Origin of the sequence: uncultured Sphingobacterium sp., assembly GCF_964277905.1 — a bacterium.
GTDB lineage: Bacteria > Bacteroidota > Bacteroidia > Sphingobacteriales > Sphingobacteriaceae > Sphingobacterium > Sphingobacterium siyangense.
Genome location: NZ_CAXYKD010000033.1, coordinates 1 through 22799 on the forward strand (window position 1 = coordinate 1; position 22799 = coordinate 22799).

A 22799-nucleotide genomic window follows, 5' to 3' on the forward strand; every position below is an offset into this window, starting at 1 on the left:
GATATGATGAATAATAATCCAAAGATTATTATTTCACGTACCGCACCGGCGTTTTTACAACGTTTGTTTGAACTGGAAGTCCCTGAAATTTTTGATGGTTTAATTACGATCAAAAAAATCGTTCGCGAACCTGGAGAAAGAGCGAAAGTTGCTGTTGAATCGTATGACGATCGTATTGATCCGGTAGGAGCCTGTGTGGGTATGAAAGGATCCCGTATTCATGGTATCGTACGTGAACTGCGTAATGAGAATATCGACGTTATTAATTTTACGACAAACCATTCCTTGTATATTGCCCGGGCTCTGAGTCCCGCCAGGATTAGTTCAATCAAAATTGATGAAGAAAATAAAACTGCAGCGGTATACCTAAAATCCGATCAAGTTTCGTTGGCAATTGGGCGAGGTGGACACAATATTAAATTGGCAGGAAAATTGACCGGTTATGAAATTGACGTTTATCGTGAGAATGATGAGTTCGATGAAGATGTTGATATCGAAGAGTTCAGCGATGAGATTGAAAGCTGGGTAATCGATGAATTAAAACGTGTTGGTTTGGATTCAGCGAAATCTGTGCTATCTCTTAGTGAGGAAGAGTTAGTGAGACGTACAGATCTGGAAGAGGATACAATTCGCGAGATTGTACGTATTTTACAAGCTGAATTTGAATAAAATTCAGCTTGTTAATTTTTTTCTATCTAACATTCGGAATAAATTGTTTATGGATGGAAAAAAACATATTTTTGTAATTATATTAAAATAGTTTATATTATAGATGACTGAAGGAAAAGGAACAAACTTGCTTAAAGCAGCAAAGGAACTCAACATCGGGATACATACCGCCGTGGAATGTTTAGTGAAAAAAGGATATGATGTAGAAGCAAAGCCTAACACTAAATTGAGCGGAGAGATGTATGGTGTGCTGTTAAAAGAGTTTCAGGGAGACAAATCACTGAAAGATGAAGCTAAACAAATTGTGATTGGCAAAATTCGTCGTGAGGAGTCGCCGTCCACTTCTCCTAAGGAATCATCTAAGAACGAGGATTTCGAAGATCATGATGAATCCAAGGAAATCCTGGTCAAAAATACGGTAGAAATCCCTTCTGTTAAGGAAACTACTCCTGCAAAAGTAGAGGAGCCCGTTCATCAAGGTGGTATGAAGGTGGTTGGTAAGATTGATCTGGACGCATTGAATAGAGGCGGAAATAAGGTCAAGAAGGAAGAACCTGTTAAGGAGGAACCAAAAACCGTTAAAGAAACACCTGTAGAGGTTAAAGCTGAAGCTAAGGTGGAAGAAAAGAAAGAAGCCGAAGTCAAAGCGCCTATTGTTGAAGCGAAAAAAGAAGAACCAAAGGTTATTGAAAAGAAGCCGGAAGTTGTTGTACCAAAAGCTGAAATAGAAAAACCCGAAGTAAATAAAACTGAAGTAAAAGCAACTCCGGTTGTAGAGACAAAAACTGAACCTGTGAAGGTAGAAGACAAGAAAAAAGAAGAAACAGCGCCGAAAGCTGTACCAGTAACTCCAATAGTGGAGCCTGTGAAAAAACAAGGAGATGAAATTATTTCTGCTCGCGCAGAGAGATTGACCGGTCCTAAAGTCATTGGTAAGATTGAATTACCATCTGCTAGACCTTCCCACAAACCAGTGGCTTCATCTTCAAATGCTGGAAATAATAATGAGAAACGTAAGCGTAAGCGTACGAATCCAAATGGTCCAGTAAACCCAAATGCGGGGCAAGGTCAAGGTCATAATAACCAACACCGTGGGCCGCGTGATGGCAACAATCCCAACAACCGGGACCAACAGGGTAACCGAGGAGGGAATCATGGTCCTAACAACAACCCGAACAATCGTCAAGGGCAAAACAACAACCAACACCCGGGTAGACCAGGACAAGGAGGTAACAACCAACACCCAGGTAGACCAGGACAAGGTACGAGACCGCAACACGGTAATCGTTTTGACAATAGAGGTAAGGGAAGACCTGTTGAGAATAAGGAAGAACCTACTGAAAAGGAAATCCAAGATCAAATCAAGGCAACACTTGCTCGTTTGAGTGGTGCAGGTAAATCTGGTAAATTTGCGCAACGTGCCAAATTGAGACGTCAGAAACGTGACGATGTTGCTCAACATGCAGAAGAAGCTGCAATGGAGCAAGAAATGATGGCGAAAGTATTGCGTGTTACAGAATTCGTAACAGCAAACGAATTAGCTAATTTGATGGATGTTCAGGTAACCCAAATTATTGCAACTTGTATGAGTTTGGGTATGTTCGTGTCAATTAACCAACGTTTAGATGCGGAAACTTTAACAATTGTAGCGGATGAATTTGGTTATCAGGTAGAGTTTATCAAACCTGAGGATGAGGAGACTGCTGAACTTGAGGAACCGGATAACGAAGCGAATTTGGTTTCAAGAGCCCCTATTGTAACGGTCATGGGACACGTTGACCATGGTAAAACATCTTTATTGGATTATATCCGTAAGGCGAACGTTACTTCTGGTGAGGCCGGTGGTATCACCCAACATATCGGTGCATACGCGGTGAAATTGGAGGATGACCGTAAAATTACATTCTTGGATACTCCTGGTCACGAAGCTTTTACGGCTATGCGTGCCCGCGGTGCTAAAGTGACGGATATTGTTATTATCGTTATTGCAGCGGACGACGCTGTCATGCCGCAAACAAAAGAAGCAATCAACCACGCGCAAGCAGCGGGAGTGCCAATCGTATTTGCATTTACTAAAGTAGATAAACCGGGAGCAAATCCTGATAGAATCCGTGAGCAGCTTTCTGCGATGAATATCTTAGTTGAAGACTGGGGCGGTAAGTTCCAAGCGCAAGAGATTTCGGCAAAAACGGGAGAAAATGTTGACCTATTATTAGAGAAAGTTCTATTGGAAGCTGAGATGTTAGATCTAAAAGCTGATCCGAAAAAACGTGCTGTTGGTTCAGTAATTGAAGCAGCTTTGGATAAAGGTCGTGGTATCGTGACAACGGTATTGATACAAAGTGGTACATTACGTGTTGGAGACCCTATTTTAGCGGGATCGCATTCAGGTAAGGTGAAGGCTTTGACTAATGAAAGAGGTGAACGTGTTAAAGAGGCGGGACCGTCTGTTCCAGTACAAATCTTGGGTATGGCAGGCGCGCCAACAGCAGGAGATAAGCTTTATGTTCTTGAAAGCGAGTCTGAAGCTAGAACTGTAGCCAACAAACGTCTTCAGTTACAACGCGAGCAAGGTATGCGTGCAACTAAACATATTACCTTGGATGAAATCGGTCGTCGTTTGGCCATCGGTAACTTTAAAGAACTTAATATTATCGTTAAAGGTGATGTGGACGGTTCTATTGAAGCATTATCAGATTCATTATTGAAATTGTCTACTGACGAGATCCAAGTTAATATTATTCATAAATCAGTGGGTGCGATCTCTGAATCAGATGTATTGTTAGCTTCTGCTTCCGATGCGATCATCATAGGTTTCCAAGTACGTCCGACACAAAATGCGCGTAAGTTGGCAGAGAACGAGCAAATTGATGTACGTTTATATTCGATCATCTATGATGCGATTGATGAAATCAAGTCTGCGATGGAGGGTATGTTGGCTCCGAAATTTGAAGAGAAAATTGTTGCTGAGGTTGAAATCAGAGAAACTTTCAAAATTTCTAAAGTTGGTACGATTGCCGGATGTATGGTTAAAGAAGGTAAGATCAATAGAAATAATGATATCCGCATAATCAGAGATGGTGTCGTAATTCATACTGGTAAACTGGCATCTTTGAAACGTTTCAAAGACGATGTGAAAGAAGTTTCAATGGGTTATGAATGTGGTTTAAATATTGACCGTTTCAATGATATTCAAGTGGGAGACATTGTCGAAGCTTACGAACAAGTTGAAGTGAAACGTAAATTGTAATTACTTAGTGATACAGTAATAAAACAGAAAGCGGCATTGATTTTAATCAATGCCGCTTTCTGTTTTAACGTTCGTATAGTTCTATTGGTACCTGATCAGGATCAAAGAAGAATGTAAAGCGTTTATTTGTTAACTCGTCTATTCTAATCCCTTCGTGTGATACACCTGCTTTTTCGAGCTTATTTAATTCTAGGTCGAGATTATCGACTTCGAATGCAAGATGTCTTAAACCGGCGGCTTCTGGAAAGCTGAGCCGATTAGGCGGTGATGGGAAGGAAAAAAGTTCTATAATATAATGATCATTGAGTTTGAGATCCAGTTTGTAGGAATCACGTTCCAAACGATAGTATTCTCTAGCAATCTCTAGGCCCAGTATATCAGTATAGAATTTCTTTGAACGCTCATAATCACTACAGATAATGGCGATATGATGTATCTTGTTGAGGTTTAATTTCATTTTTAAATCTTATCTCATTGTGTTTGTTATACAAGGTTGTTCCTTAAGGATATGGATCATATACAGACTATTTTACAATGTTTCATCTTATTTTGCTCTTTCATATTGTTTAGGCCAGGGGATGTCAGCATCTAATTCTTTGGCAAAATGTAATGGAAGATGTGGATCATCAAGAAATCCCCGCGCGATTAAGATTAAATCAGCTTGCTTTTGTGCGATGATCTCAGACGCTTGAATAGCCGTTTTGATTAAACCTACTGTGGCAACGTTATTCTTGGTATGTTCCTTAATCGCGATGGCGAAAGGGAGCTGATATGCTGGTCCGACATCTATTTTTTGATAGGAGACCAAGCCTCCACTCGACACATCAATTAAATCTACCCCCAATGTATACAGTAGTTGTGATAAGGCTATAGACTGCTGTAGATCCCAGCCTGCTTCGGCCCAATCTGTTGCTGAAATACGTACCCATAAACTTTGGCTTGTTATTTCTCGTTTTACTCTTTTCACAATTTCAATAAGAAAACGTATCCTATTTTCAAAGATCCCGCCGAAAGAGTCTGTCCGTAAGTTACTCAGTGGTGAAAGAAATTGATGGATCAGATATCCATGTGCAGCGTGGAGTTCAATAATTTCATAGCCTGCCTGTATGGCTCTTTTTGTTGCTGTTCCGAATTGTTCAATCAGATTTTCAATGGCGTCTACATCAAGCTCCTGTGGTTCATAATCTCCAGCATGGAAAGGGATCGGAGATGGGGCGACTGTTTGCCAACCCTGTGGATCCGTTGGTGAAAATTGATTCCGCCCGGCCCAGGGTTTATTACTGCTTGCTTTGCGGCCTGCATGAGCAAGTTGTATGCCCGGTATGGAATTATTTTCTTTAATGAACTCGGTTATTTCTTTTAGTTTTTCGATATGCTGGTCGTCCCATAAACCAAGGTCTCCATCACTGATTCGACCGTCAGGGCTAACTGCTGTTGCTTCCTGTATTACTGCTGCAGCTCCGCCGATTGCAAATTGGCCCAAATGAACCAAATGCCAGTTATTTGCAAAACCATCTTTTGCGGAGTATTGGCACATTGGAGATACGACCAAACGATTTTTCAATTGCAGGTTTCCAATATTTACTGATGAAAATAATTGACTCATAATTGCGTGTTTATAGAAGGCAGGAGCAAGGAAAGCTCCCGCCTTGATCAATTCTTTGTTTTGTAAAGAGAGGCCCTCAGAAGCCTTTATTTAAATCCTTGCGAACCGTGGTTCAACTGTTAAGGATTTGTAGACCATAAAGATGCTGATTTTAGCATTGCTCTTCTTGGCAGTTTTAAATTGGCAACCACCAACTCTGCGAAATCTTCAGGCTGGAGGACTTTTTCCGGATCGCCATCGGTAAGTCCAAGTTCTTTGGACATATCGGAAGCAATCGTGCTTGGCATTAATGTACATACACGAATATTGTTTTTCCGTACTTCCCGCATTAAAGAATCGGCGAAGCCGATGACGCCGAACTTTGATGCACTATAAGCGGAAGTGGTGGCCGCGCCATTTAATCCGGCAGTCGAAGATACCATAATGATATCGCCTTGATTTTTTTCAATCAGTTGTGGAAGGATAGCTTTTGTAACAAAGTATGTACCCAAGAGATTGGTATGAATGATCGATGTCCAATCGGCAACGTCCATGTCGAGCACAGAGGAAAATGATGCCACTCCTGCATTGTTAATTAAGATATCAAAGCTACCGAAAGTGTTTTTCAGTTGCTCGATCTCCTGTTGTACAGCACTATAATTTGATACGTCAAAAACGGCATAAGTGACCTCAGTGCCTAGCTCGGCAAGTTCCGCAGCCGTATCCTTCAAAGCAGCTTCATTTCTCCCAGTAATCGCGATATGAACACCTTCTTTCGCTAATGCATAGGCAATTGCTTTTCCTAATCCCCGCGCGCCACCTGTAATTAAGGCTCTTTTTCCTGTTATATTTTCCATAACATAAAAATAGGTATGATCTTTTTTATTCGTGTCAGATGAACCTCAAAAAGGCAACTTATTTTGCCTTTTTGAGGATATTTTCGATAATAGGGTAAGTGTTGTTCCGTATGTCTTCAAATTGGTCCACATGACGCCATTCCGCTTTTGTAATATCTTCTGCGGTTTGTGGAATCAATTTAGGCACTTTGTTGACTCCCATTTCATACCAGTTTGTTGCTTTTAGGACGAATTCTCCATTTCGCAAAAAATAAGTATGGTATGATGTGGTAATTTTTTTTCCTAAGTAGTTGATTTTAATGCCACATTCCTCTTCAACTTCGCGTACAGCTGCTTCCCGCATTTTTTCATTGTCTTCCACTTTACCTTTAGGGAGGTCCCATTTTCCTAATCGGTAGATAAAAAGATAATCTCCATCACCGTTTTTCACCAATCCACCGGCTGCTTTGATGAGCTTAATTTTATTTTTTAAGTTTTGAAATACAGTTTCAAAATCCTTGTTGATGTAGAGATATGTTTTTGGAACTTTATCAATTTCAGATTGTTTGAAAAGTTTTTGGAGGTCAATCTCTTGAAAACTAATTGTTTGTGGGTTTTTGGTTTTCGATGGAACAAAATCTGCTAAAATTAGCACGGTTTCGTTCATATAAATTTTATAAATTTGCGCCATGAATAATTTAAATGAGGTTGAACAAAAAGTTGCTGAATCCTTATTGCAAATTAAAGCAATAAAATTGCAACCTAAAAGTCCTTTTACATGGGCGTCGGGTTGGAAGTCTCCAATTTACTGTGATAACCGTATCACTTTATCTCATCCTGCGATTCGTACATACATTCGTCAAAAGCTTTCTAAGCTTATTCAAGAAGAGTTTGGATCAGTGGATATGATTTCTGGAGTTGCTACGGCAGGTATTCCACAAGGCGTTTTGGTAGCACAGGATTTGGGACTACCATTTTCTTATGTTAGAAGCTCAGCTAAGGACCATGGTCGTCAGAATTTAATTGAAGGTGAAGTAGTTAGCGGTCAACGTGTAGTTGTAATAGAAGATCTAATTTCGACAGGTAAGAGTAGTTTAGTGGCTGTAAAGGCTTTACGTGAGGCTGGCTGCAATGTTGTTGGGTTGGTGTCTATTTTTACTTATGGATTGCAACAAGCTACTGATAATTTTGCCGATGCAAAATGTCCTTATTTCAGTTTATGTAATTATGATGCTTTGATTCAGGTCGCTGCTGAAAATAGTTATGTATTGGAAGAGGATATTGAGATCTTGAAAAAGTGGCGATTGAACCCTGCAACTTGGGGAGATAATTTTCAATAAAAAAGATTAATTTATCGTTATGACTACTATTCAGAACACAACAGAAATCAATAAAAATGTCAGCGAGGTGTATGCATTTTTGGCGGATCTCAACAATCATGAACAGTTGATGCCGGAAAATATCTACAATTGGTCTTCGACTACGGACGAAGCTCGATTTACAATTCAGAATATGGCAAAATTGGCTCTTAAGGTAGAAGAGCGTAGTGAGAATCAATTCATTAAGTTGGTTCCTTCGGAGAAGGCGCCTTTTGAGGTTACTCTTCGTTGGGAATTGCAAGTTGTTGCTGATACGGTGACAAAGGCAACCTTTATTATAGATGCTGATCTCAACATGATGATGAAGATGATCGCTTCTGGACCACTTCAAAAATTAGTTGATTTTCAGGTCAACAAATTAAAAGAAAAGCTAGGATAGCTTGTTCATAACGGATATAAAAAAAAGCTCGATTATTACTAATCGAGCTTTTTTTTATGCTAGTCTTTCATTGACTTTTTTCCAATTCACAACATTCCACCAATTTTTAATATAATCAGCTCTTTTGTTTTGGTAGTGCAGGTAATAAGCATGCTCCCATACATCAAGGCCTAAAACGGGGATACCTTTTACCTCTGCAACATCCATTAAAGGGTTGTCTTGATTTGGAGTAGAGGTAATTTTTAAGTTACCTGAGTCATCCAAAATCAACCAGGCCCATCCCGAACCGAATCGTGAGGTTGCTGCTGCGGCAAATTGTTCTTTGAATTTGTCTAAAGAACCAAATGTCTTATTGATCATGGTCAATAATTTTTCAGAGGGCTGGCTCGGCTTATCGGACAGACTTTCCCAAAAAAAGTTATGGTTCCAAGCTCCACCAGCGTTATTCCTTGCTTTAGGAGAGTACTTAGATATGTTTGCTAGAAGTTGCTCCTCTGAGGCTTCTTTGATGTTTTCAGCAAGAATGGCTTCGTTAACGGCGTTAATATAGGCCATATGGTGCCTTGTATAATGGATTTCCATTGTCAACGCATCAATATTAGGCTCCAAAGCGGCATAACTGAAAGGTAATTTTACTTGGGAAAACTTTAAGGTAGCGGCATTTAATTCAGTAGCTTTCGCGGAAGCAATATCTTGTAATATTGATCCAGATACAGCGATGCCCAGTGTAGCTTTTGCTGCATTTTGAAGGAAGTTTCTGCGTGTTTGCATATAATCTTATTGTGATTAGTTTTGATATAAATATAACGTGAAATTTTACAAATATTGTGCAAGAATTGTCTGTTAATTGTAATACAACAAAATTGTTATAGATTCATCTTTTAGGGTGGCATATATTGTTTTGAATTTTGGTTTACGGTATTTACGTAACACATAATTTGCATTCCTTTAAGAACGCTTCAAGGTAGTCTTAGGGCAGTGTAGCTAGAGAATTATAATTGTTTATAAAGTCAAATTTAGCTAAGTTTGATTTATGTATACATTAAGGATTTCAAAAATTATCCCCCAACCTAATAATAACATTACTTTTCAGCTTGAGTCTATAGCAGGAGACTATCCTTCCTATAAAGCTGGGCAGTTTATTACACTTTCTTTTGTGTTTGGTGATCGTGAGGTACGTCGTTCTTATTCTTTTAATAGTTCGCCTGATAATAATGAGCCCTTAAGTATCACTGTTAAGCGTGTCGAAAATGGAGAAATATCCCGACTGCTCCACCATACTATTGTGGAGGGGGATATCGTGAATGCAATGGAACCTCAGGGTTTATTTGTATATGAACCTAAAGCAGAAAAGGTTCGGACCTTATTTTTGTTTGCTGCAGGAATTGGCATTACACCCTTGTATGCTATTCTGAAAACAGCGCTTCTTGCTGAAAGTAAGTCCAAAATAGTTTTAATTTACAGTAATAGTACGCTGGAGTTAACACCGTTCCGATCGGAATTGGAGCACTGGGCAGATCGATTTCCTGATCGCTTAACTATTGTGTGGATTTACTCCAATAGTAAATACTTGATGAAAGCCAGGTTAAATAGAGATTATATACATGCTATTGTTAATGATCATTTGTTTGGAAATAAGGAAGATGCTTTGTTTTATACTTGCGGTCCTGTGATTTATATGGACTTATGTCGTTTTACACTATTGGGGATGGGATTTGATTCCAATCAGATAAAACGGGAGACATTTCTATTGCCCGAAAATGAAGAGGACGATGATGATGAGACTGAAAAGGAAGTCGATACAACAACCTATGCCATCGAACTATCTTTTCAAGGTAAAACTTATCATCTAGAGGTTCCCTACAATAAATCTATTTTAGATATAGGGCTGGAACATAAAATTAAGTTGCCGTATTCTTGTAAATCCGGTATGTGTAGTACGTGTATTTCGCAGTGTACAAGGGGAAAAGTAAGAATGGACTATAATGAGGTATTAACAGACCGCGAAGTTGAACAAGGAAGAATACTGTTGTGCACGGGGCATCCGGTAGAAATGAATACAGCTATTGAAGTGCTATAATTGAGCATTCGTATTTAATCCAAAAATATGCTGTGCAGTTATGGGGTACCAGAAATATTTAAAATTGCATATACAAGTAAATTTATCTAAGTTTGGATATAACCGTTTTATAGCTAACTATTATGGGGAAATTACTCTGGAGCCCAACAGAAGAGCAAAAATCTCAATCTGAGATCAATAAGTTTAAACAATATGTCGAGAAGGAGCATGGCTTATTCTTTCCATCCTATCAGGAGCTTTGGGCATGGTCTACGACGGAACTGGCTAGTTTTTGGAAGAGTATAGCCGCCTATTTTAATATAAAGTTTCATTCAGGCTTTACAACTATTGTTGAGTCGCCAGCAGATCCTACAAGCTTTATCGGAACAAAATGGTTTGCTGGGGCTACCTTGAATTATGCTGAACACGTATTTCGAAACACAACGGAAAAGCGTCCGGCATTAATCTTTCAATCTGAACAGCAAGTTAAAAGAGAGGTGTCATGGACTGAGTTGGAATCCATGGTTCTCAAACTTCAGGTCTATTTGAAAGAACTAGGGGTACAAAGTGGAGATCGCGTTGCTGGTGTATTGATTAATGGCATTGAAGCTGTTGCGTTATTTTTAGCTGTTAATTCCATTGGTGCTATTTGGTCCTGTTGTTCGCCCGATTTTGGGGAGGCGAGTATTCAGGATCGTTTTGAGCAGATTGAACCCAAAGTGCTCTTCGCAAATTCCAGTTATTACTATAATGGCCGTCTTTTTGAAAAAGCGGAGAGTATTAAACAGCTTTCTCTGCGACTACCATCTTTACTGGCTTGTGTTTTGATTGATGACAATATTTGGGAAGAGATTCTGAAAAAGGATCTTGCGCAAGCTGAGCTCCAATTTACGGCAATGCCTTTTGACGCGCCAATATGGATTTTGTATTCTTCGGGAACTACCGGGAAGCCCAAAGCCATTACACATGGAGTTGGCGGTATGCTGCTAGAACATATGAAAGCACTTGGACTGCATCAAAATGTGCAAGACGGGGATCGATTCATGTGGTATTCCACTACTGGATGGATGATGTGGAATTACGCGCTTTCGGCCCTTTTAATGGGAAATACATTGTGTATATATGATGGGGCTACGAATTATCCCGATAAATTAAGTTTATGGAAGTTTGCACAGGAAAGCAAGGTTGACCATTTTGGTGCTGGCGCTGCTTATCTCATCTCCTGTCAGGATCAAGATTTAAAATCCTTGGCTTATCAGCCGAAAACAATAGGATCGACAGGTTCACCACTTCCACCAGATGTGTTTGAATGGCTAAATCTACAGTTTCCAGAGAGTCAAATTGTCTCGCTAAGTGGTGGTACAGACGTTTGCAGTGCCTTTCTTTCGGGGTGTACATTGCTTGATGTTTATGCAGGGGAGATCCAATGTCGCACCTTAGGAGCTAAGATAGAAGCATTTGATGAGCATGGTCATCATCTTTATGGAGAGGTGGGAGAACTTGTTATTTTAGCTCCTATGCCCTGTATGCCCATCTATTTTTGGAATGATTTGGCGAATAAAAAATACTTTGATAGTTATTTTGATAAATATAGCGGTGTTTGGAGTCATGGTGATTGGATTAAGATCACTGCACATGATGGAATAATTATGTACGGTCGTTCAGATGCAACGCTAAACCGGGGTGGCGTACGTATCGGTACTGCAGAGATCTATAATGTTTTAAATAGAACCGAAGGGGTCTTGGATAGTTTGGTTATCTGTGTAGATCATGAAAATGGATCATCTGATATGTTGCTTTTTGTTCAATTGGACAATGTTTTATTGAATGATGCGTTAAAAGGGGAGATTAAACGGGAGCTTCGGCAGCAATATAGTCCGCGACATGTGCCAGACGATATTTTTCAGGTATCGGCTATTCCTTACACGTTAAGCGGTAAAAAACTGGAACTGCCTATTAAGAAGATTTTTTCGGGAATGGCTGTAGAAAAAGCGGTGTCAGTAGATATTATGCGGAACAGAGAATCTTTGTTAGACTTTGAAGCGATCAGTAGAATCTGGATAAGATCTTAAGTATAGTATAATATAAAAATACCTAATTAGAAAACCCCTCAAACGATAAACTTCATCATCCGAGGGGTTTTCTAATTTAATTTTACTCCACTCAGACCTGTATAACACCTACATTATACCGTTCTAGAATAGGTTTTTCGTTGGCGGCTTCAATTCCCATGCTGATGACTTTTCGTGTTTCTTCAGGCGCTATAATTCCATCAACCCATAATCTTGCAGCAGCGTAATACGGACTCAGTTGCTCGTTGTATCGATCTTCTATTGATTTAAGGAGACTGTTTTTCTCTTCTTCATTAATCTCTTGACCCTTGGCTTTTAAAGCTGATTCTTGGATTTGAAACAGTGTCTTGCCTGCAGCGGCACCGCTCATGACAGCCATTTGGGCAGTAGGCCAAGCGTAGATTAGTCGTGGGTCATACGCTTTTCCACACATCGCATAGTTTCCTGCGCCATAACTATTTCCAACAATAAAAGTGAATTTTGGAACTACGGAATTGGCCATTGCATTTACCATTTTTGCTCCGTCTTTGATAATCCCCCCTTGTTCTGATCGGCTTCCTACCATAAATCCAGTGACGTCCTGAAAAAATACTAGCGGAATGTTCTGCTGGTTGCAATTCATGATGAAGCGCGCTGCCTTATCTGCTGAATCACTATAGATGACCCCGCCCATCTGCATTTCCATTGCGTTACCGGGTTTCTTGGCTTTGATAATTTCACGTTGATTGGCAACAATCCCGACAGCCCAGCCGTCTACGCGTGCGAGGGCGCAGACAATCGTTTTTCCATAATCGGGTTTGTATTCCTCTAAAGTATCTGCGTCTACAATTGCATTCAAGATATCCTGCATGCGATAAGGTTTTGTTCTGTCTTCGGGAAGAATCTCTACTATTTTACTCGGATCTGTTTTTGGAGGAAGGCTTTGCTTTCTGTTGAAATTAGCTTTTGGATTTCCACCGATTTTATCGATAACATTTTTTATAGCCTCTAAACAACTTTGGTCGTCGGGAAATTTATTGTCTGTCACGCCGGATATCTCCGAATGGGTAGAAGCACCGCCGAGTGTTTCAGCGTCTACGGTTTCACCTATCGCAGATTTGACCAGGTATGGGCCTGCTAAAAATACAGAGCCTGTTCCTTCGACGATAAAGGCGTAGTCGGACATGATAGGGAGGTAAGCGCCACCTGCCACGCAACTTCCCATGATTGCTGCAATTTGAGGTATTCCCATGGAAGACATGCGGGCATTGTTACGGAATATGCGGCCAAAGTGTTCTTTATCCGGAAATATTTCATCCTGCATCGGTAAAAACACGCCTGCAGAATCTACCAAATAAATAATTGGAAGATTGTTTTCCATGGCAATTTCCTGTGCGCGTAGATTTTTCTTGGCAGAAATAGGGAACCAGGCTCCTGCTTTTACGGTTGCGTCGTTAGAGACGATGACACATAGTTTGGATTTTACATAGCCCAGTACCGCTGCACAACCTGCATTTATGCATCCACCATGTTCTTTATACATTCCTTCGCCGGCAAACATGCCTATTTCCAGATATTCTCGCTCTGGGTCCAGTAGATATTCTATTCGTTCCCAGGCTGACATTTTACCCTTTTCTTTCAGTTTTTTTATTTTATCGATGCCACCACCCAATTTTAAATTTTCTCTTTTTTGGCGAAGTAATGCGAGTAGCTCCTTCATAATTTATAATCTTGGTTTTAAAAAGCTGTTGAATTAAGAATTTCTTATTTTTAGATAAATTTAAAATAAAATTTTAAAATATTTGCAATTTTATTCCTAAATATTTTGATATATTTGAATTGAATTACCGATTGTAAATTTAATATTCATGCTTATGTTTATTGAAAATAAACAACAAATGGATATGATCAGACAAAGTGCACGAGATTTTGCACAGTATCATATCAAACCTTATGTGATGGAATGGGACGAAGCCCAAATATTTCCAATAGAAGTTTTTAAAAAGTTAGGCGAACACGGTTTCATGGGTGTGATCGTTCCTGAAGAATATGGTGGATCGGGACTCGGATATCAGGAGTATATTACCGTTTTGGATGAGATTTCCAAGGTGTGTGGCTCAATTGGACTTTCCGTAGCGGCGCATAATTCGTTATGTACAAATCATATATTAAGCTTTGCCAGTGAGGAACAGAAGAAACGTTATCTTCCAAAGTTGGCGACAGCTGAATGGATCGGTGCCTGGGGACTTACAGAGACAGGTTCTGGTTCGGACGCTGGTGGAATGACGACATTTGCTGAGCGAGATGGTGATCACTACGTGTTAAATGGTTCTAAAAATTTTATTACGCATGCCATCAGTTCTAGTGTTGCTGTCGTTATTGCGCGGACGGGTGCTAAGGGAGATAAAAAAGGGATGTCAGCTTTTATTGTTGAGAAAGGTACACCTGGATTTACCGCAGGAAAGAAAGAAAATAAATTGGGGATGCGTGCCTCAGAAACTGCCTGTCTGTTTTTTGATAATTGTCGGATTCATCGGGATCAACTCATCGGTGAAGAAGGGCAGGGCTTTGTGCAGGCCTTAAAATTATTGGATGGCGGACGTATTTCTATTGCGGCACTTTCTTTGGGTATTGCACGCGGAGCTTACGAGTGCGCGTTGAAATATGCGCACGAGCGTGAGCAGTTTGGGAAAAAGATTTACGAATTTCAGGCGGTTTCTTTTGCACTTGCAGATATGGCTACACAGGTGGAAGCCAGTGAACTGTTGACGAGGCAGGCGGGCTATTTAAAGGATCATGGAGATCGTGTTTCTAAAATTGGTGCGATGGCTAAACTTTATGCGTCGGAGGCTGCCGTTAGTGTTTCGAATGAATCTGTACAAATCTTTGGTGGTTATGGATTTACAAAGGACTATCCTGCCGAGAAGTTTTTTAGAGATGCCAAGTTATGTACAATAGGTGAAGGGACTTCAAGCATTCAGAAAATGGTGATCGCTAGAGAGATTGAGAAAGATATTTTATAGCATATTATGAGGGATCAAGTTGTGTTGGTTGATTGCCCAAGAGACGCTGTTCAAGGGCTTCATAACTTTATTGAGACGGATAAGAAAATTAAACATATCAATACGTTAATCGAAAGTGGGCTGTTTGATGTTATTGATTTTGGATCTTTCGTTTCGCCGAAAGCAGTTCCGCAGTTGGCGGATACAAAAGCAGTACTGGAAGGAATCAGGACGAATGAGAAAGTGAAGTTATTGGCGATTGTCGCCAATCTTCGGGGCGCGCAGGAGGCAGCTCTAGAGGAAAAAATCCACTTTTTAGGGTATCCATTTTCAATATCGGAAACATTTCAACTTCGAAATACCAATATGGGCTTGGCGGCTTCTTATCAGCAGGTAAAAGAAATGAAAGCTTTGGCCGACTCGCAGCATAAATCTCTGGTTGTTTATATTAGCATGGCTTTTGGAAACCCATACAGTGACCCTTGGTCCCCGCTTTTGGTAGAAGAGTGGATTGGAAAATTATGCGATCTTGGCATTCGGGAATTTTCTTTGGCAGACACAACTTCAGAAGCCGATGCAAAGCAGATCTCAGAATTATTTAGTTTTGTTAAAACTCGTTTTCCAACACTGGAAGTAGGCGCACATTTTCATGCAAGGCGAGAGGAGAGTCTTGCAAAGGTTGAAGCAGCTTATCTGGCGGGTTGCCGTAAATTTGAAGGCGCATTGCTCGGTTATGGCGGCTGTCCATTTGCAAAAGATGATTTGGTCGGTAATATACCTTCAGAGCTGTTGTTGCATTATTTTGGACGAGGAACTGATGCTGAAATAATCGGATTGGAGCATAGCTTCAGACAAATGATTTTGTAGATGGAAAAACTGAATTTTATTAAAGTGCACGTTGAGGGGCATGTGTTCAACTTGACCTTAGCTCGTTCGGATAAAAGAAATGCTTTTAGTCCGACAATGGTGAGCGAAATAGCCTATGCATTGAATTTGGCGAATAGCAATCCTGATGTTCGTTTAATACAAATAGAGGCTGAAGGTCCGGTGTTCTGTGCTGGTATGGATCTTAAAGCTTTTGAGGACCCCACATTAGATATTGGAAATTCGGCAATTCCCAAGGTTGAAAAGTCACTGGCAGAAATATTTGCCTGTTTAGATAAGCCTTCAATCTGTGTTGTTAGGGGAGATGTTATTGCAGGTGGTTTTTTGATAGCATTATCCTGTACGTATTTATTTGCTCTCCCACATGTACGTTTTTCTTTGCCTGAAGTGAAAATTGGACTCTTTCCATTTCAGGTGTTGGCGTTGCTTATAGAATATATGCCTGAAAGAAAAGCGATGGATCTATGTATCAGTGGTCGGTCTTTTTCTGCTGCGGAGGCTTTGGAAAAGGAAATCTTGTATGGCATGCTGGATGCTGAAGAAACAGTATTGATTGAATTGAAAAGGACGATCCTGGAAAATGCTCCTTTGGCTATATCAAGGGGTTTTGTAGCGCTGCGAAAATTAAAAGAGCAAGATTATGATGATAAGTATAGCTTTCTGTTGGAGACTTTGGCAGATTTGCGTAAAACCAATGATTTCAAAGAGGGAATGGATGCAATGCGAAATAAAAGAAAAGCCAACTGGCAAAATAGCTAATTAAAATGATCGAAAACTAGGTCTGCTTGTCAGCGGCGAGAATTCCCAGGGAATGGAGCTAAGGACGATCAGGAGAGCTAGTCCAAACCAGATTAATAATATTTTAAAACGTCGATCGTTTGTATCGGCGTTTTTGCTTTTAAGGGCACCTAATGTTAAGCAGATTGCGGCAATAATCATCATGCTACTGTGCTCCATGCCAAAGAAGCGAATTTGCCTGAGGTGAACTGCTTCGTTAAAATGTTGCAGAAAGTACTGTGTGATGGGACTCAGTACATAGAGGCTAAAACCCAAAAATAGCTGAATATAAAAAGAAATAACCGTAATTTTTACAAGAAACTGATCGGTAGGGGAGAATGGAAGTTCCTTTTTTCTTTTGTAAAAAAAGTTCACGAGACTAATCGTTAGTACAATCAATACCTCCCATCTCCATAAAGAATGCATCGCTAGAATGAAAGGATAAATGTAATTCATCATACAGACAAAGATGGTAATAAAATAGATTTAAAGCTATTTTAAGCAATATCATCGCCAAAAATAGACGGTGGTTTTTCATCAGTTGACTAATCTGTTGCTCAAGTGATGTCATATTTATGTGTATTTATTCTTTATATAAGTTTTTTATTGTTTTGATTGTTAGTTTGTTTTGTGTTTTGTTTAACTCTTGGTTAATGCTACTGTTGCGTGTAATTTGCTGTTTCTCGGTAAGGTGGAGAATAACGATTAACTAGTCCAAACACACAGTTCAAATGATTGAAAGAACAAAGGTATTTCCTATTGAGTAATCAATACTACTCTTGTATGTTTTGGTTTTGGCTGTTTTTAGCCTCTCTGAGGTGCTGTTTGTTGTTCTAAAGGGGTTTGTGTGGTTTTAATTTATTTAGGCTTAGAATGGGGTTATTTTAGTTTTGACGGATAGTTGTAAGTTGTTCAGTTTTTTAACACGGATAACGCATGTCATTAAAGTTGCATTTTGTTTATTATGAATTTCATAATGTATTTAAATAACTATTTGTTTGTCATTACATTATGTTTATTACATAAATTGAGTGTTTATGTTATCCTATGCCCGATTGGCGCTATTAAAATAAAGTAATGCCTGAGCGTAAGCAAAGCCCTGCCTGTATTTTTTTTTAAAATATTTTTGGAATTATATAAAATTCGTTTCTATATTAGTGTATTAATTAAATAATACAGCAGTATGGTTACTATCCAAAATCTAAATTTCAGCTATAGTAAATCAAGGCCACTTTTTCTTCATATGGATCTTGAATTGAAGCAGGGGCATATCTATGGCTTGTTGGGGAAGAACGGTGCTGGCAAATCAACTTTGCTTAAGAATATTGCCGGTTTGGTATATCCTGTTTCGGGGCGAGTTGATGTGCTGGGGCATAACCCTAATCGAAGGGAACCTTCCTTGTTAAGGGAGATTAGTTTTATTCCGGAAGAGTTTTATCTCCCTGCCGTAAAATCGGAACAGTTTCTGAAGGCTAATGCAGGGTTTTACCCCAACTTCGATGAGGGATATTTTGATCAGCTTATCCGTGAGTTCGATATTCCTATTGAGCAAAAATTAGCAAACATGAGTTATGGACAGAAAAAGAAATATATTATTTCTTTTGGTTTGGCGTCTAACACAAAAGTGATCATCATGGATGAACCAACGAATGGTTTGGATATTCCTTCTAAGGTTCAGTTTCGAAAGATTATGGCTTCTGCCATTACTGACGATCGATGTGTAATTATCTCCACACATCAGGTGCGTGATCTGGATAATCTTATTGATGCTGTTATTTTGCTTGATGATCATAAGGTTGCACTCAACGCTCCGATGCATGTGATTACTGATCGCTTATGCTTTAAAAAAGTAAGAGAGTTGCCTTTGGATACACTCTATTCCGAAGAAGGCGTGGGTGGTTTTAATGTTATTCTCCCAAACTCGTCGGTAGAAGATTCGAAACTGGATTTGGAGTTGCTATTTAATGCTGTGTTACAGTGCAAGGAAAAAATTACGGACCTTATTAAACATGATGAATATGTCAAATCTATTTAATGCCACGCGTTTTTTTGGACTGATTCGAAGACAATGGATTGGTTTTGGGCGAATTTATCTGATGTCAATAGGGATTATTGCCGGGGTAATTTTTGGTTTTTATGCAGTTAATTTGGGATCAAATTATGATGACATCAAAAAGAATACTGTTTATTCGCTGCTAAATTTCAGAGCACCGTTGTTTTGTATCTTGGGACTCTTTTTTGTAACGGTTATCTCGAGCAGTTATTTTGCTGATTTAGGGAAAAAGACCCGGGCGATTTTTGAGCTGATGATTCCGGCGTCACAATTGGAAAAGTTTCTGGTCAGCTTATTCTATACGGTTGTCGTGAGTATTGGTTCATACTTATTGGTCTTTTATTTGATCGATTTGGCATTTGTTTCTTATTTGAGGAGCGTTGGTTCTGTGGTTGTAAATGAAGTACAGCCATCAGGAGAGACGGTCAGTGTGGATCTATGGCAGTACTTTTTCAAGGTTCAATACCCTGAGCCGGCTTATTATTTTTGTTTTGTACCAATTCTTCTGAATGCAATTTTCTTACTTGGTGGGATCGTCTACCAAAACTATCAATATGTAAAGACGGCTATTTTTCTTGTGCTTTACTGTGTTGTTTGGATGTGTCTTTTTGTTTACTTAATGAAGACTCAGACCCAGGATACCGTAGGTACAATGGATAATAACTATTGGTCTGATTCAAATCATATTTTTGCATTGATCGGCGCTGTAGGAGTGTTGCTTACCATAATGATTTGGGCGATTGCTTTTTTAAGGTTAAAAGAAAAGGAGATTTAATATGGAGTTCAATGCAAATAAAGCCATTTACCTTCAGATTGCTGAGTACGTATGTGATCATATTTTGCTAGCGACCTGGAAAGTGGATGAAAAGCTCCCCTCAGTAAGGGAATTGGCAGTTCAGATGGAGGTTAACCCCAATACTGTTATGCGGACCTACGATGTGTTGCAGCAGAAAGAAATTATAGCCAATAAGCGCGGGATCGGTTTTTTTCTGACACAAGAATCGGTGAAGAATGTGAAGTTATATAGAAAGGCAATTTTTCTAGAAGAAGATCTTCCCTTGTTTTTTCGTAATATTTATTTATTGGAAATCGGTCTGGATGAGTTAGAGCAACGTTATAGACGGTTTGTAAGTCAGAATTTTAATCAAAATGAGTCATGAAATTAAGTACAAAAATAATAATGGGATTAGCAATAGGCTTATTCGCGGTTCCGATGCTTGTCGCGTCCTACCTTGTTCGTATAAATCGAGTGGATGCGAAAAAATATAATGCTGATGTTGAGCAGGAGGTATCTAAGCCAGGTGCAAAGGATGTTTATTATCGGTCGTTCCCCTTGGCAGCTTTCGATAAGCTTTATATTGTAGGTACCAATGCAAGTGGTGTAGGGTTGTATTGGGTGAAAAGTGATAAGTTTATGGTTAAAGTTAATAAAAGTCAAGCCGACTTTGTGAAAACGAATGTCGATCAATCTGGCAATCTTACCTTAGATCTTTTATCAGGAGGAGAGGGGGGGTATAAGTCAATCTATATTTTTTCACCTGATCTTAAGGTTTTGAGATTAAAAAATGCGGGTATTAACGAGTTGTCCGCCAAGTTGAACGAGTTGACTGTAGTAGGTGATAGCGTTGAGGCATTTTCCCTTGCAGAGAAATCCGTTATAAATACGTTGAACCTGAACCTGACAAATTCCACTATTGATGATCTTGGTGGGACGGACAGTAAGGGGAATTCTCTTGTTGGTCGTTTATTTGTTAACACGACGAATAGTGTTTTGGGGCTTCCGCGTACGAATTATCAAAGTGCAGATATTGTGGCAAGCAATTCAGAAGTTTATTTCAATAGGAAAGGACCTGAAGCCAAAGTTGGTCTTCTGAATATCAAGACTGAAGGGAAATCATCTGTCCGTTTAGATAGTTTGCAATGGGGAACATTGAACGGGAATCTATCTAATGATACTAAAATAGATTTGCCTGTCCATGCATTGCGATCATTGATTAAGTAAGGTTTAATTGGTGGATGTTGCGGTCGATCATTAATAGTAGAGATCGGTATTTTCTGAAAAGGTCAAAATTCCATAGCGGAATTTTGACCTTTTCTTTAAAGGGATGATGTAGATTTTCGGTGTTCGATACTGCAGTCCAAAAAATACGTCTCGAATTCGAAATAATTCTTTTTGTTTTTTTTCTTTAACATCTGCAAGAGGAGTTCTACCGATTTTTCTGCCATAAGCTGTGTTGGTTGGGTGATTGTTGTTAGAGATGGATTGAGACTGTTTGCAAAAGGGGTGTTGCTAAAGCCAATTAAGTTCATGTCATCAGGAATTTTCACCTTCAACTTATTTAATATGTGCAAAACTTTTAACGACAAGGTGTCTGTCGTTGAGAGGAGTGCATTTGGAGCGGAGGGCTTATTTAATAACGTGTTTATTTTGCTTTCCAGTTCGTTGTCGATATTGTCCTTGGGGCTGGAATAGGATATTTCTATAATATTTTCTTCTTTGAAGGGTACGCCGGCGTTGAAGAGTGCATCTTTATATCCTTTTATACGGCTTACATTTCCGCCAATATCTTTACAGAGTAAAAGAATGATATTTTCTCTGCTGTTTTTGATCATTTCTTCTGTTGCCTGGTAGATGACCTTGTTGTTTTGGATTCCGATTTTGAATGTATCGAGCTGATGGTTTATTCGGTCGAAAATAATAACAGGACAAACCTGCTCCATCATATAAAACAAAAGCGATAAGCTTGAATCATTTTTCACAGGGGAAATGATCACTCCTTCGATATTGCTTTGTATGCAAAGTTCAAGCGCTTCTTTTTCTTTTTTCTCGTCGTTAAAAGTCTGCAATAGGATCAGTTTATAATTCGTCTGCGATAGAATGTGCGAGATCTCTTCGTAGAAATCAAAGAAAAAAGAGCTTGAGATAAATGGAACAATGATTGCTAAGGTGTTTGAACGCCCCGTTTTTAAGCTTTTTGCGGAGAAATTTGGTATATAATTGATTTTCTGCGTAAAATCTAAGATTAGCTTTTTTGTTTCTGCACTTATTTCATGGCTATCGTTTAGTGCTTTGGAAATGGTTCCTGGAGATAGGTTTAACTGTTGGCCAATCTCTTTTAACGTAAATCTCTTCATGTGCTCGATCCTCTTTCATTGATTACAAATGTTCTAGCGTCAATACGATGGTAAGATAGCACTAGAATTATTCTTGAATTATCGGTTACTATTTTTGTTGTATTGAGCCCGTAAATTCTTGAAATTATAAAGATAAGATAAAAAACATGTTTTCAAATGGAGATCAAGAAAAGCGTTGTTAATGAGAATTGATGAGATGTTGTTGGTATTCGGGCGAAAGGTGTTGAAAAGTTTGTTAAAAAAGGAGGCTGTTATTTGGTGCCACCGAAAAGTTTACTGATGAGCCAAAGGACAAGGGCGACTATAACAACTACGATGAGGATACCTGTCCAAACACCAGCCTTAAATATCCCTTCTATTACGGAGCAGCTTGTAATAAGGAAAAAAGAGGATGACATCATTATACATGTTAATTGTCTTTTCATCATTTAAATTTTTGTCTGTATAAATAGAGACAACTGATAATGAAAATAGTTTTGTGAGAACAGTTCAATATTAGATTATAGGTAAACTATAGGCTGAACGGGATTGCGCGTAGGTGTTGTTGTAGCTTTTCGGTTTTACCGGTAATTTTTGCAGAACAAAAAGAAGTTCCCGTGAGTGTTAAACAAAAAAAGCTAATCTTGCGATTAGCTTTTCTTTAGTGATCCCGCTGGGATTGGCTCAGCCCCTCATTTCCCAAGCACAGCCCTGAGCCTCCATTGGATCGAACCCGGCCGACCCTTCTTTCGAATCCTAA

General features: G+C 39.3%; 21 protein-coding genes. 13 read left to right on the forward strand and 8 right to left on the reverse strand.

Annotated features, from left to right (window positions below; genetic code table 11):
• Window positions 1-669: transcription termination/antitermination protein NusA (locus ACHWSC_RS15320; RefSeq protein ID WP_394677309.1), on the forward strand; the 669-nt coding region annotated here is incomplete at its 5' end.
• 103 nt (window positions 670-772) lie between these two features.
• Entirely contained in the window at window positions 773-3919 is a 3147-nt protein-coding gene (gene infB, locus ACHWSC_RS15325) for a translation initiation factor IF-2 (RefSeq protein WP_120332626.1), read from the forward strand.
• Window positions 3920-3983: 64 nt separating this feature from the next.
• On the opposite strand, the gene ACHWSC_RS15330 is transcribed toward infB, so the two are convergent.
• From ACHWSC_RS15330 to ACHWSC_RS15345, 4 genes are all read right to left on the reverse strand, one after another.
• The gene (locus ACHWSC_RS15330; RefSeq protein ID WP_394677310.1) at window positions 3984-4376 is read right to left on the reverse strand and encodes a VOC family protein; all 393 of its coding nucleotides are present in this window, start codon (window positions 4374-4376) and stop codon (window positions 3984-3986) included.
• Between the two features lie 87 nt (window positions 4377-4463).
• Window positions 4464-5525: an NADH:flavin oxidoreductase/NADH oxidase gene (locus ACHWSC_RS15335; protein WP_394677311.1), complete on the reverse strand. Its 1062-nt coding sequence runs from the start codon at window positions 5523-5525 to the stop codon at window positions 4464-4466.
• A 119-nt stretch (window positions 5526-5644) separates the two neighbouring features.
• A complete protein-coding gene (locus ACHWSC_RS15340) occupies window positions 5645-6361 on the reverse strand; it encodes a 3-ketoacyl-ACP reductase (RefSeq protein WP_075993373.1) in 717 nt (238 codons plus the stop codon).
• A gap of 58 nt (window positions 6362-6419) precedes the next feature.
• Window positions 6420-7007 (reverse strand): NUDIX domain-containing protein, encoded by a 588-nt coding sequence (locus ACHWSC_RS15345; RefSeq protein ID WP_232475558.1) that lies wholly within the window; start codon window positions 7005-7007, stop codon window positions 6420-6422.
• 22 nt (window positions 7008-7029) lie between these two features.
• Here ACHWSC_RS15345 and pyrE point away from each other — a divergent pair, with 22 nt between their 5' ends.
• Both pyrE and ACHWSC_RS15355 read left to right on the forward strand, forming a co-directional pair.
• Window positions 7030-7680 (forward strand): orotate phosphoribosyltransferase, encoded by a 651-nt coding sequence (gene pyrE, locus ACHWSC_RS15350; RefSeq protein ID WP_070567741.1) that lies wholly within the window; start codon window positions 7030-7032, stop codon window positions 7678-7680.
• A gap of 19 nt (window positions 7681-7699) precedes the next feature.
• Entirely contained in the window at window positions 7700-8098 is a 399-nt protein-coding gene (locus ACHWSC_RS15355) for an SRPBCC family protein (RefSeq protein ID WP_248931973.1), read from the forward strand.
• 54 nt (window positions 8099-8152) lie between these two features.
• On the opposite strand, the gene ACHWSC_RS15360 is transcribed toward ACHWSC_RS15355, so the two are convergent.
• On the reverse strand, window positions 8153-8869 hold the full coding sequence (locus ACHWSC_RS15360) for a superoxide dismutase (protein WP_075993370.1): 717 nt from the start codon (window positions 8867-8869) through the stop codon (window positions 8153-8155).
• A gap of 262 nt (window positions 8870-9131) precedes the next feature.
• Between ACHWSC_RS15360 and ACHWSC_RS15365 the strand changes: the two genes are divergently transcribed.
• On the forward strand, window positions 9132-10178 hold the full coding sequence (locus ACHWSC_RS15365) for a ferredoxin--NADP reductase (protein ID WP_120332630.1): 1047 nt from the start codon (window positions 9132-9134) through the stop codon (window positions 10176-10178).
• Between the two features lie 122 nt (window positions 10179-10300).
• Window positions 10301-12229 carry an acetoacetate--CoA ligase gene (locus ACHWSC_RS15370; protein ID WP_394677312.1) on the forward strand — a complete coding sequence of 643 codons (1929 nt, stop codon included), beginning with the start codon at window positions 10301-10303 and terminating at the stop codon, window positions 12227-12229.
• 91 nt (window positions 12230-12320) lie between these two features.
• Here ACHWSC_RS15370 and ACHWSC_RS15375 read toward each other — a convergent pair whose 3' ends face one another.
• Window positions 12321-13928: an acyl-CoA carboxylase subunit beta gene (locus ACHWSC_RS15375; protein ID WP_394677313.1), complete on the reverse strand. Its 1608-nt coding sequence runs from the start codon at window positions 13926-13928 to the stop codon at window positions 12321-12323.
• A gap of 154 nt (window positions 13929-14082) precedes the next feature.
• Here ACHWSC_RS15375 and ACHWSC_RS15380 point away from each other — a divergent pair, with 154 nt between their 5' ends.
• From ACHWSC_RS15380 to ACHWSC_RS15390, 3 genes are read left to right on the forward strand one after another with little or no spacing between them, the layout of a single operon-like run.
• Window positions 14083-15231 (forward strand): acyl-CoA dehydrogenase family protein, encoded by a 1149-nt coding sequence (locus ACHWSC_RS15380; RefSeq protein ID WP_070567729.1) that lies wholly within the window; start codon window positions 14083-14085, stop codon window positions 15229-15231.
• A 6-nt stretch (window positions 15232-15237) separates the two neighbouring features.
• Entirely contained in the window at window positions 15238-16077 is an 840-nt protein-coding gene (locus ACHWSC_RS15385) for a hydroxymethylglutaryl-CoA lyase (protein ID WP_394677314.1), read from the forward strand.
• Window positions 16078-16854 carry an enoyl-CoA hydratase/isomerase family protein gene (locus tag ACHWSC_RS15390; protein WP_394677315.1) on the forward strand — a complete coding sequence of 259 codons (777 nt, stop codon included), beginning with the start codon at window positions 16078-16080 and terminating at the stop codon, window positions 16852-16854.
• On the opposite strand, the gene ACHWSC_RS15395 is transcribed toward ACHWSC_RS15390, so the two are convergent.
• Window positions 16855-17331: a hypothetical protein gene (locus tag ACHWSC_RS15395; RefSeq protein WP_394677316.1), complete on the reverse strand. Its 477-nt coding sequence runs from the start codon at window positions 17329-17331 to the stop codon at window positions 16855-16857.
• Window positions 17332-18055: 724 nt separating this feature from the next.
• Between ACHWSC_RS15395 and ACHWSC_RS15400 the strand changes: the two genes are divergently transcribed.
• From ACHWSC_RS15400 to ACHWSC_RS15415, 4 genes are read left to right on the forward strand one after another with little or no spacing between them, the layout of a single operon-like run.
• Window positions 18056-18907, forward strand: a complete 852-nt coding sequence (locus ACHWSC_RS15400; RefSeq protein WP_394677317.1) for an ATP-binding cassette domain-containing protein — start codon at window positions 18056-18058, stop codon at window positions 18905-18907.
• Window positions 18891-19700, forward strand: coding sequence for a hypothetical protein (locus ACHWSC_RS15405; RefSeq protein WP_394677318.1), 810 nt, complete (start codon window positions 18891-18893; stop codon window positions 19698-19700). The genes ACHWSC_RS15400 and ACHWSC_RS15405 overlap by 17 nt, the downstream gene beginning before the upstream one ends.
• Before the next feature lies 1 nt (window position 19701).
• Window positions 19702-20085 (forward strand): GntR family transcriptional regulator, encoded by a 384-nt coding sequence (locus tag ACHWSC_RS15410; RefSeq protein ID WP_394677319.1) that lies wholly within the window; start codon window positions 19702-19704, stop codon window positions 20083-20085.
• Window positions 20082-20927 carry a hypothetical protein gene (locus tag ACHWSC_RS15415; protein WP_394677320.1) on the forward strand — a complete coding sequence of 282 codons (846 nt, stop codon included), beginning with the start codon at window positions 20082-20084 and terminating at the stop codon, window positions 20925-20927. Before ACHWSC_RS15410 ends, ACHWSC_RS15415 begins: the two co-directional genes overlap by 4 nt.
• 95 nt (window positions 20928-21022) lie before the next feature.
• Here ACHWSC_RS15415 and ACHWSC_RS15420 read toward each other — a convergent pair whose 3' ends face one another.
• On the reverse strand, window positions 21023-22060 hold the full coding sequence (locus ACHWSC_RS15420; protein WP_394677321.1) for a LacI family DNA-binding transcriptional regulator: 1038 nt from the start codon (window positions 22058-22060) through the stop codon (window positions 21023-21025).
• Window positions 22061-22799: the final 739 nt, after the last annotated feature.

Bases quoted from the DNA above. Each gene is read 5' to 3' on its own strand.
- ACHWSC_RS15335 (WP_394677311.1), bottom strand. From the start codon at position 5,525: ATGAGTCAATTATTTTCATCAGTAAATATTGGAAACCTGCAATTGAAA.
- ACHWSC_RS15405 (WP_394677318.1), top strand. From the start codon at position 18,891: ATGTCAAATCTATTTAATGCCACGCGTTTTTTTGGACTGATTCGAAGA.
- ACHWSC_RS15370 (WP_394677312.1), top strand. From the start codon at position 10,301: ATGGGGAAATTACTCTGGAGCCCAACAGAAGAGCAAAAATCTCAATCT.
- ACHWSC_RS15415 (WP_394677320.1), top strand. From the start codon at position 20,082: ATGAAATTAAGTACAAAAATAATAATGGGATTAGCAATAGGCTTATTC.
- ACHWSC_RS15390 (WP_394677315.1), top strand. From the start codon at position 16,078: ATGGAAAAACTGAATTTTATTAAAGTGCACGTTGAGGGGCATGTGTTC.
- ACHWSC_RS15360 (WP_075993370.1), bottom strand. From the start codon at position 8,869: ATGCAAACACGCAGAAACTTCCTTCAAAATGCAGCAAAAGCTACACTG.
- ACHWSC_RS15400 (WP_394677317.1), top strand. From the start codon at position 18,056: ATGGTTACTATCCAAAATCTAAATTTCAGCTATAGTAAATCAAGGCCA.
- ACHWSC_RS15345 (WP_232475558.1), bottom strand. From the start codon at position 7,007: ATGAACGAAACCGTGCTAATTTTAGCAGATTTTGTTCCATCGAAAACC.
- ACHWSC_RS15365 (WP_120332630.1), top strand. From the start codon at position 9,132: ATGTATACATTAAGGATTTCAAAAATTATCCCCCAACCTAATAATAAC.
- ACHWSC_RS15395 (WP_394677316.1), bottom strand. From the start codon at position 17,331: ATGATGAATTACATTTATCCTTTCATTCTAGCGATGCATTCTTTATGG.
- ACHWSC_RS15330 (WP_394677310.1), bottom strand. From the start codon at position 4,376: ATGAAATTAAACCTCAACAAGATACATCATATCGCCATTATCTGTAGT.
- ACHWSC_RS15410 (WP_394677319.1), top strand. From the start codon at position 19,702: ATGGAGTTCAATGCAAATAAAGCCATTTACCTTCAGATTGCTGAGTAC.
- ACHWSC_RS15340 (WP_075993373.1), bottom strand. From the start codon at position 6,361: ATGGAAAATATAACAGGAAAAAGAGCCTTAATTACAGGTGGCGCGCGG.
- pyrE (WP_070567741.1), top strand. From the start codon at position 7,030: ATGAATAATTTAAATGAGGTTGAACAAAAAGTTGCTGAATCCTTATTG.
- ACHWSC_RS15420 (WP_394677321.1), bottom strand. From the start codon at position 22,060: ATGAAGAGATTTACGTTAAAAGAGATTGGCCAACAGTTAAACCTATCT.
- ACHWSC_RS15380 (WP_070567729.1), top strand. From the start codon at position 14,083: ATGTTTATTGAAAATAAACAACAAATGGATATGATCAGACAAAGTGCA.
- ACHWSC_RS15375 (WP_394677313.1), bottom strand. From the start codon at position 13,928: ATGAAGGAGCTACTCGCATTACTTCGCCAAAAAAGAGAAAATTTAAAA.
- ACHWSC_RS15385 (WP_394677314.1), top strand. From the start codon at position 15,238: ATGAGGGATCAAGTTGTGTTGGTTGATTGCCCAAGAGACGCTGTTCAA.
- infB (WP_120332626.1), top strand. From the start codon at position 773: ATGACTGAAGGAAAAGGAACAAACTTGCTTAAAGCAGCAAAGGAACTC.
- ACHWSC_RS15355 (WP_248931973.1), top strand. From the start codon at position 7,700: ATGACTACTATTCAGAACACAACAGAAATCAATAAAAATGTCAGCGAG.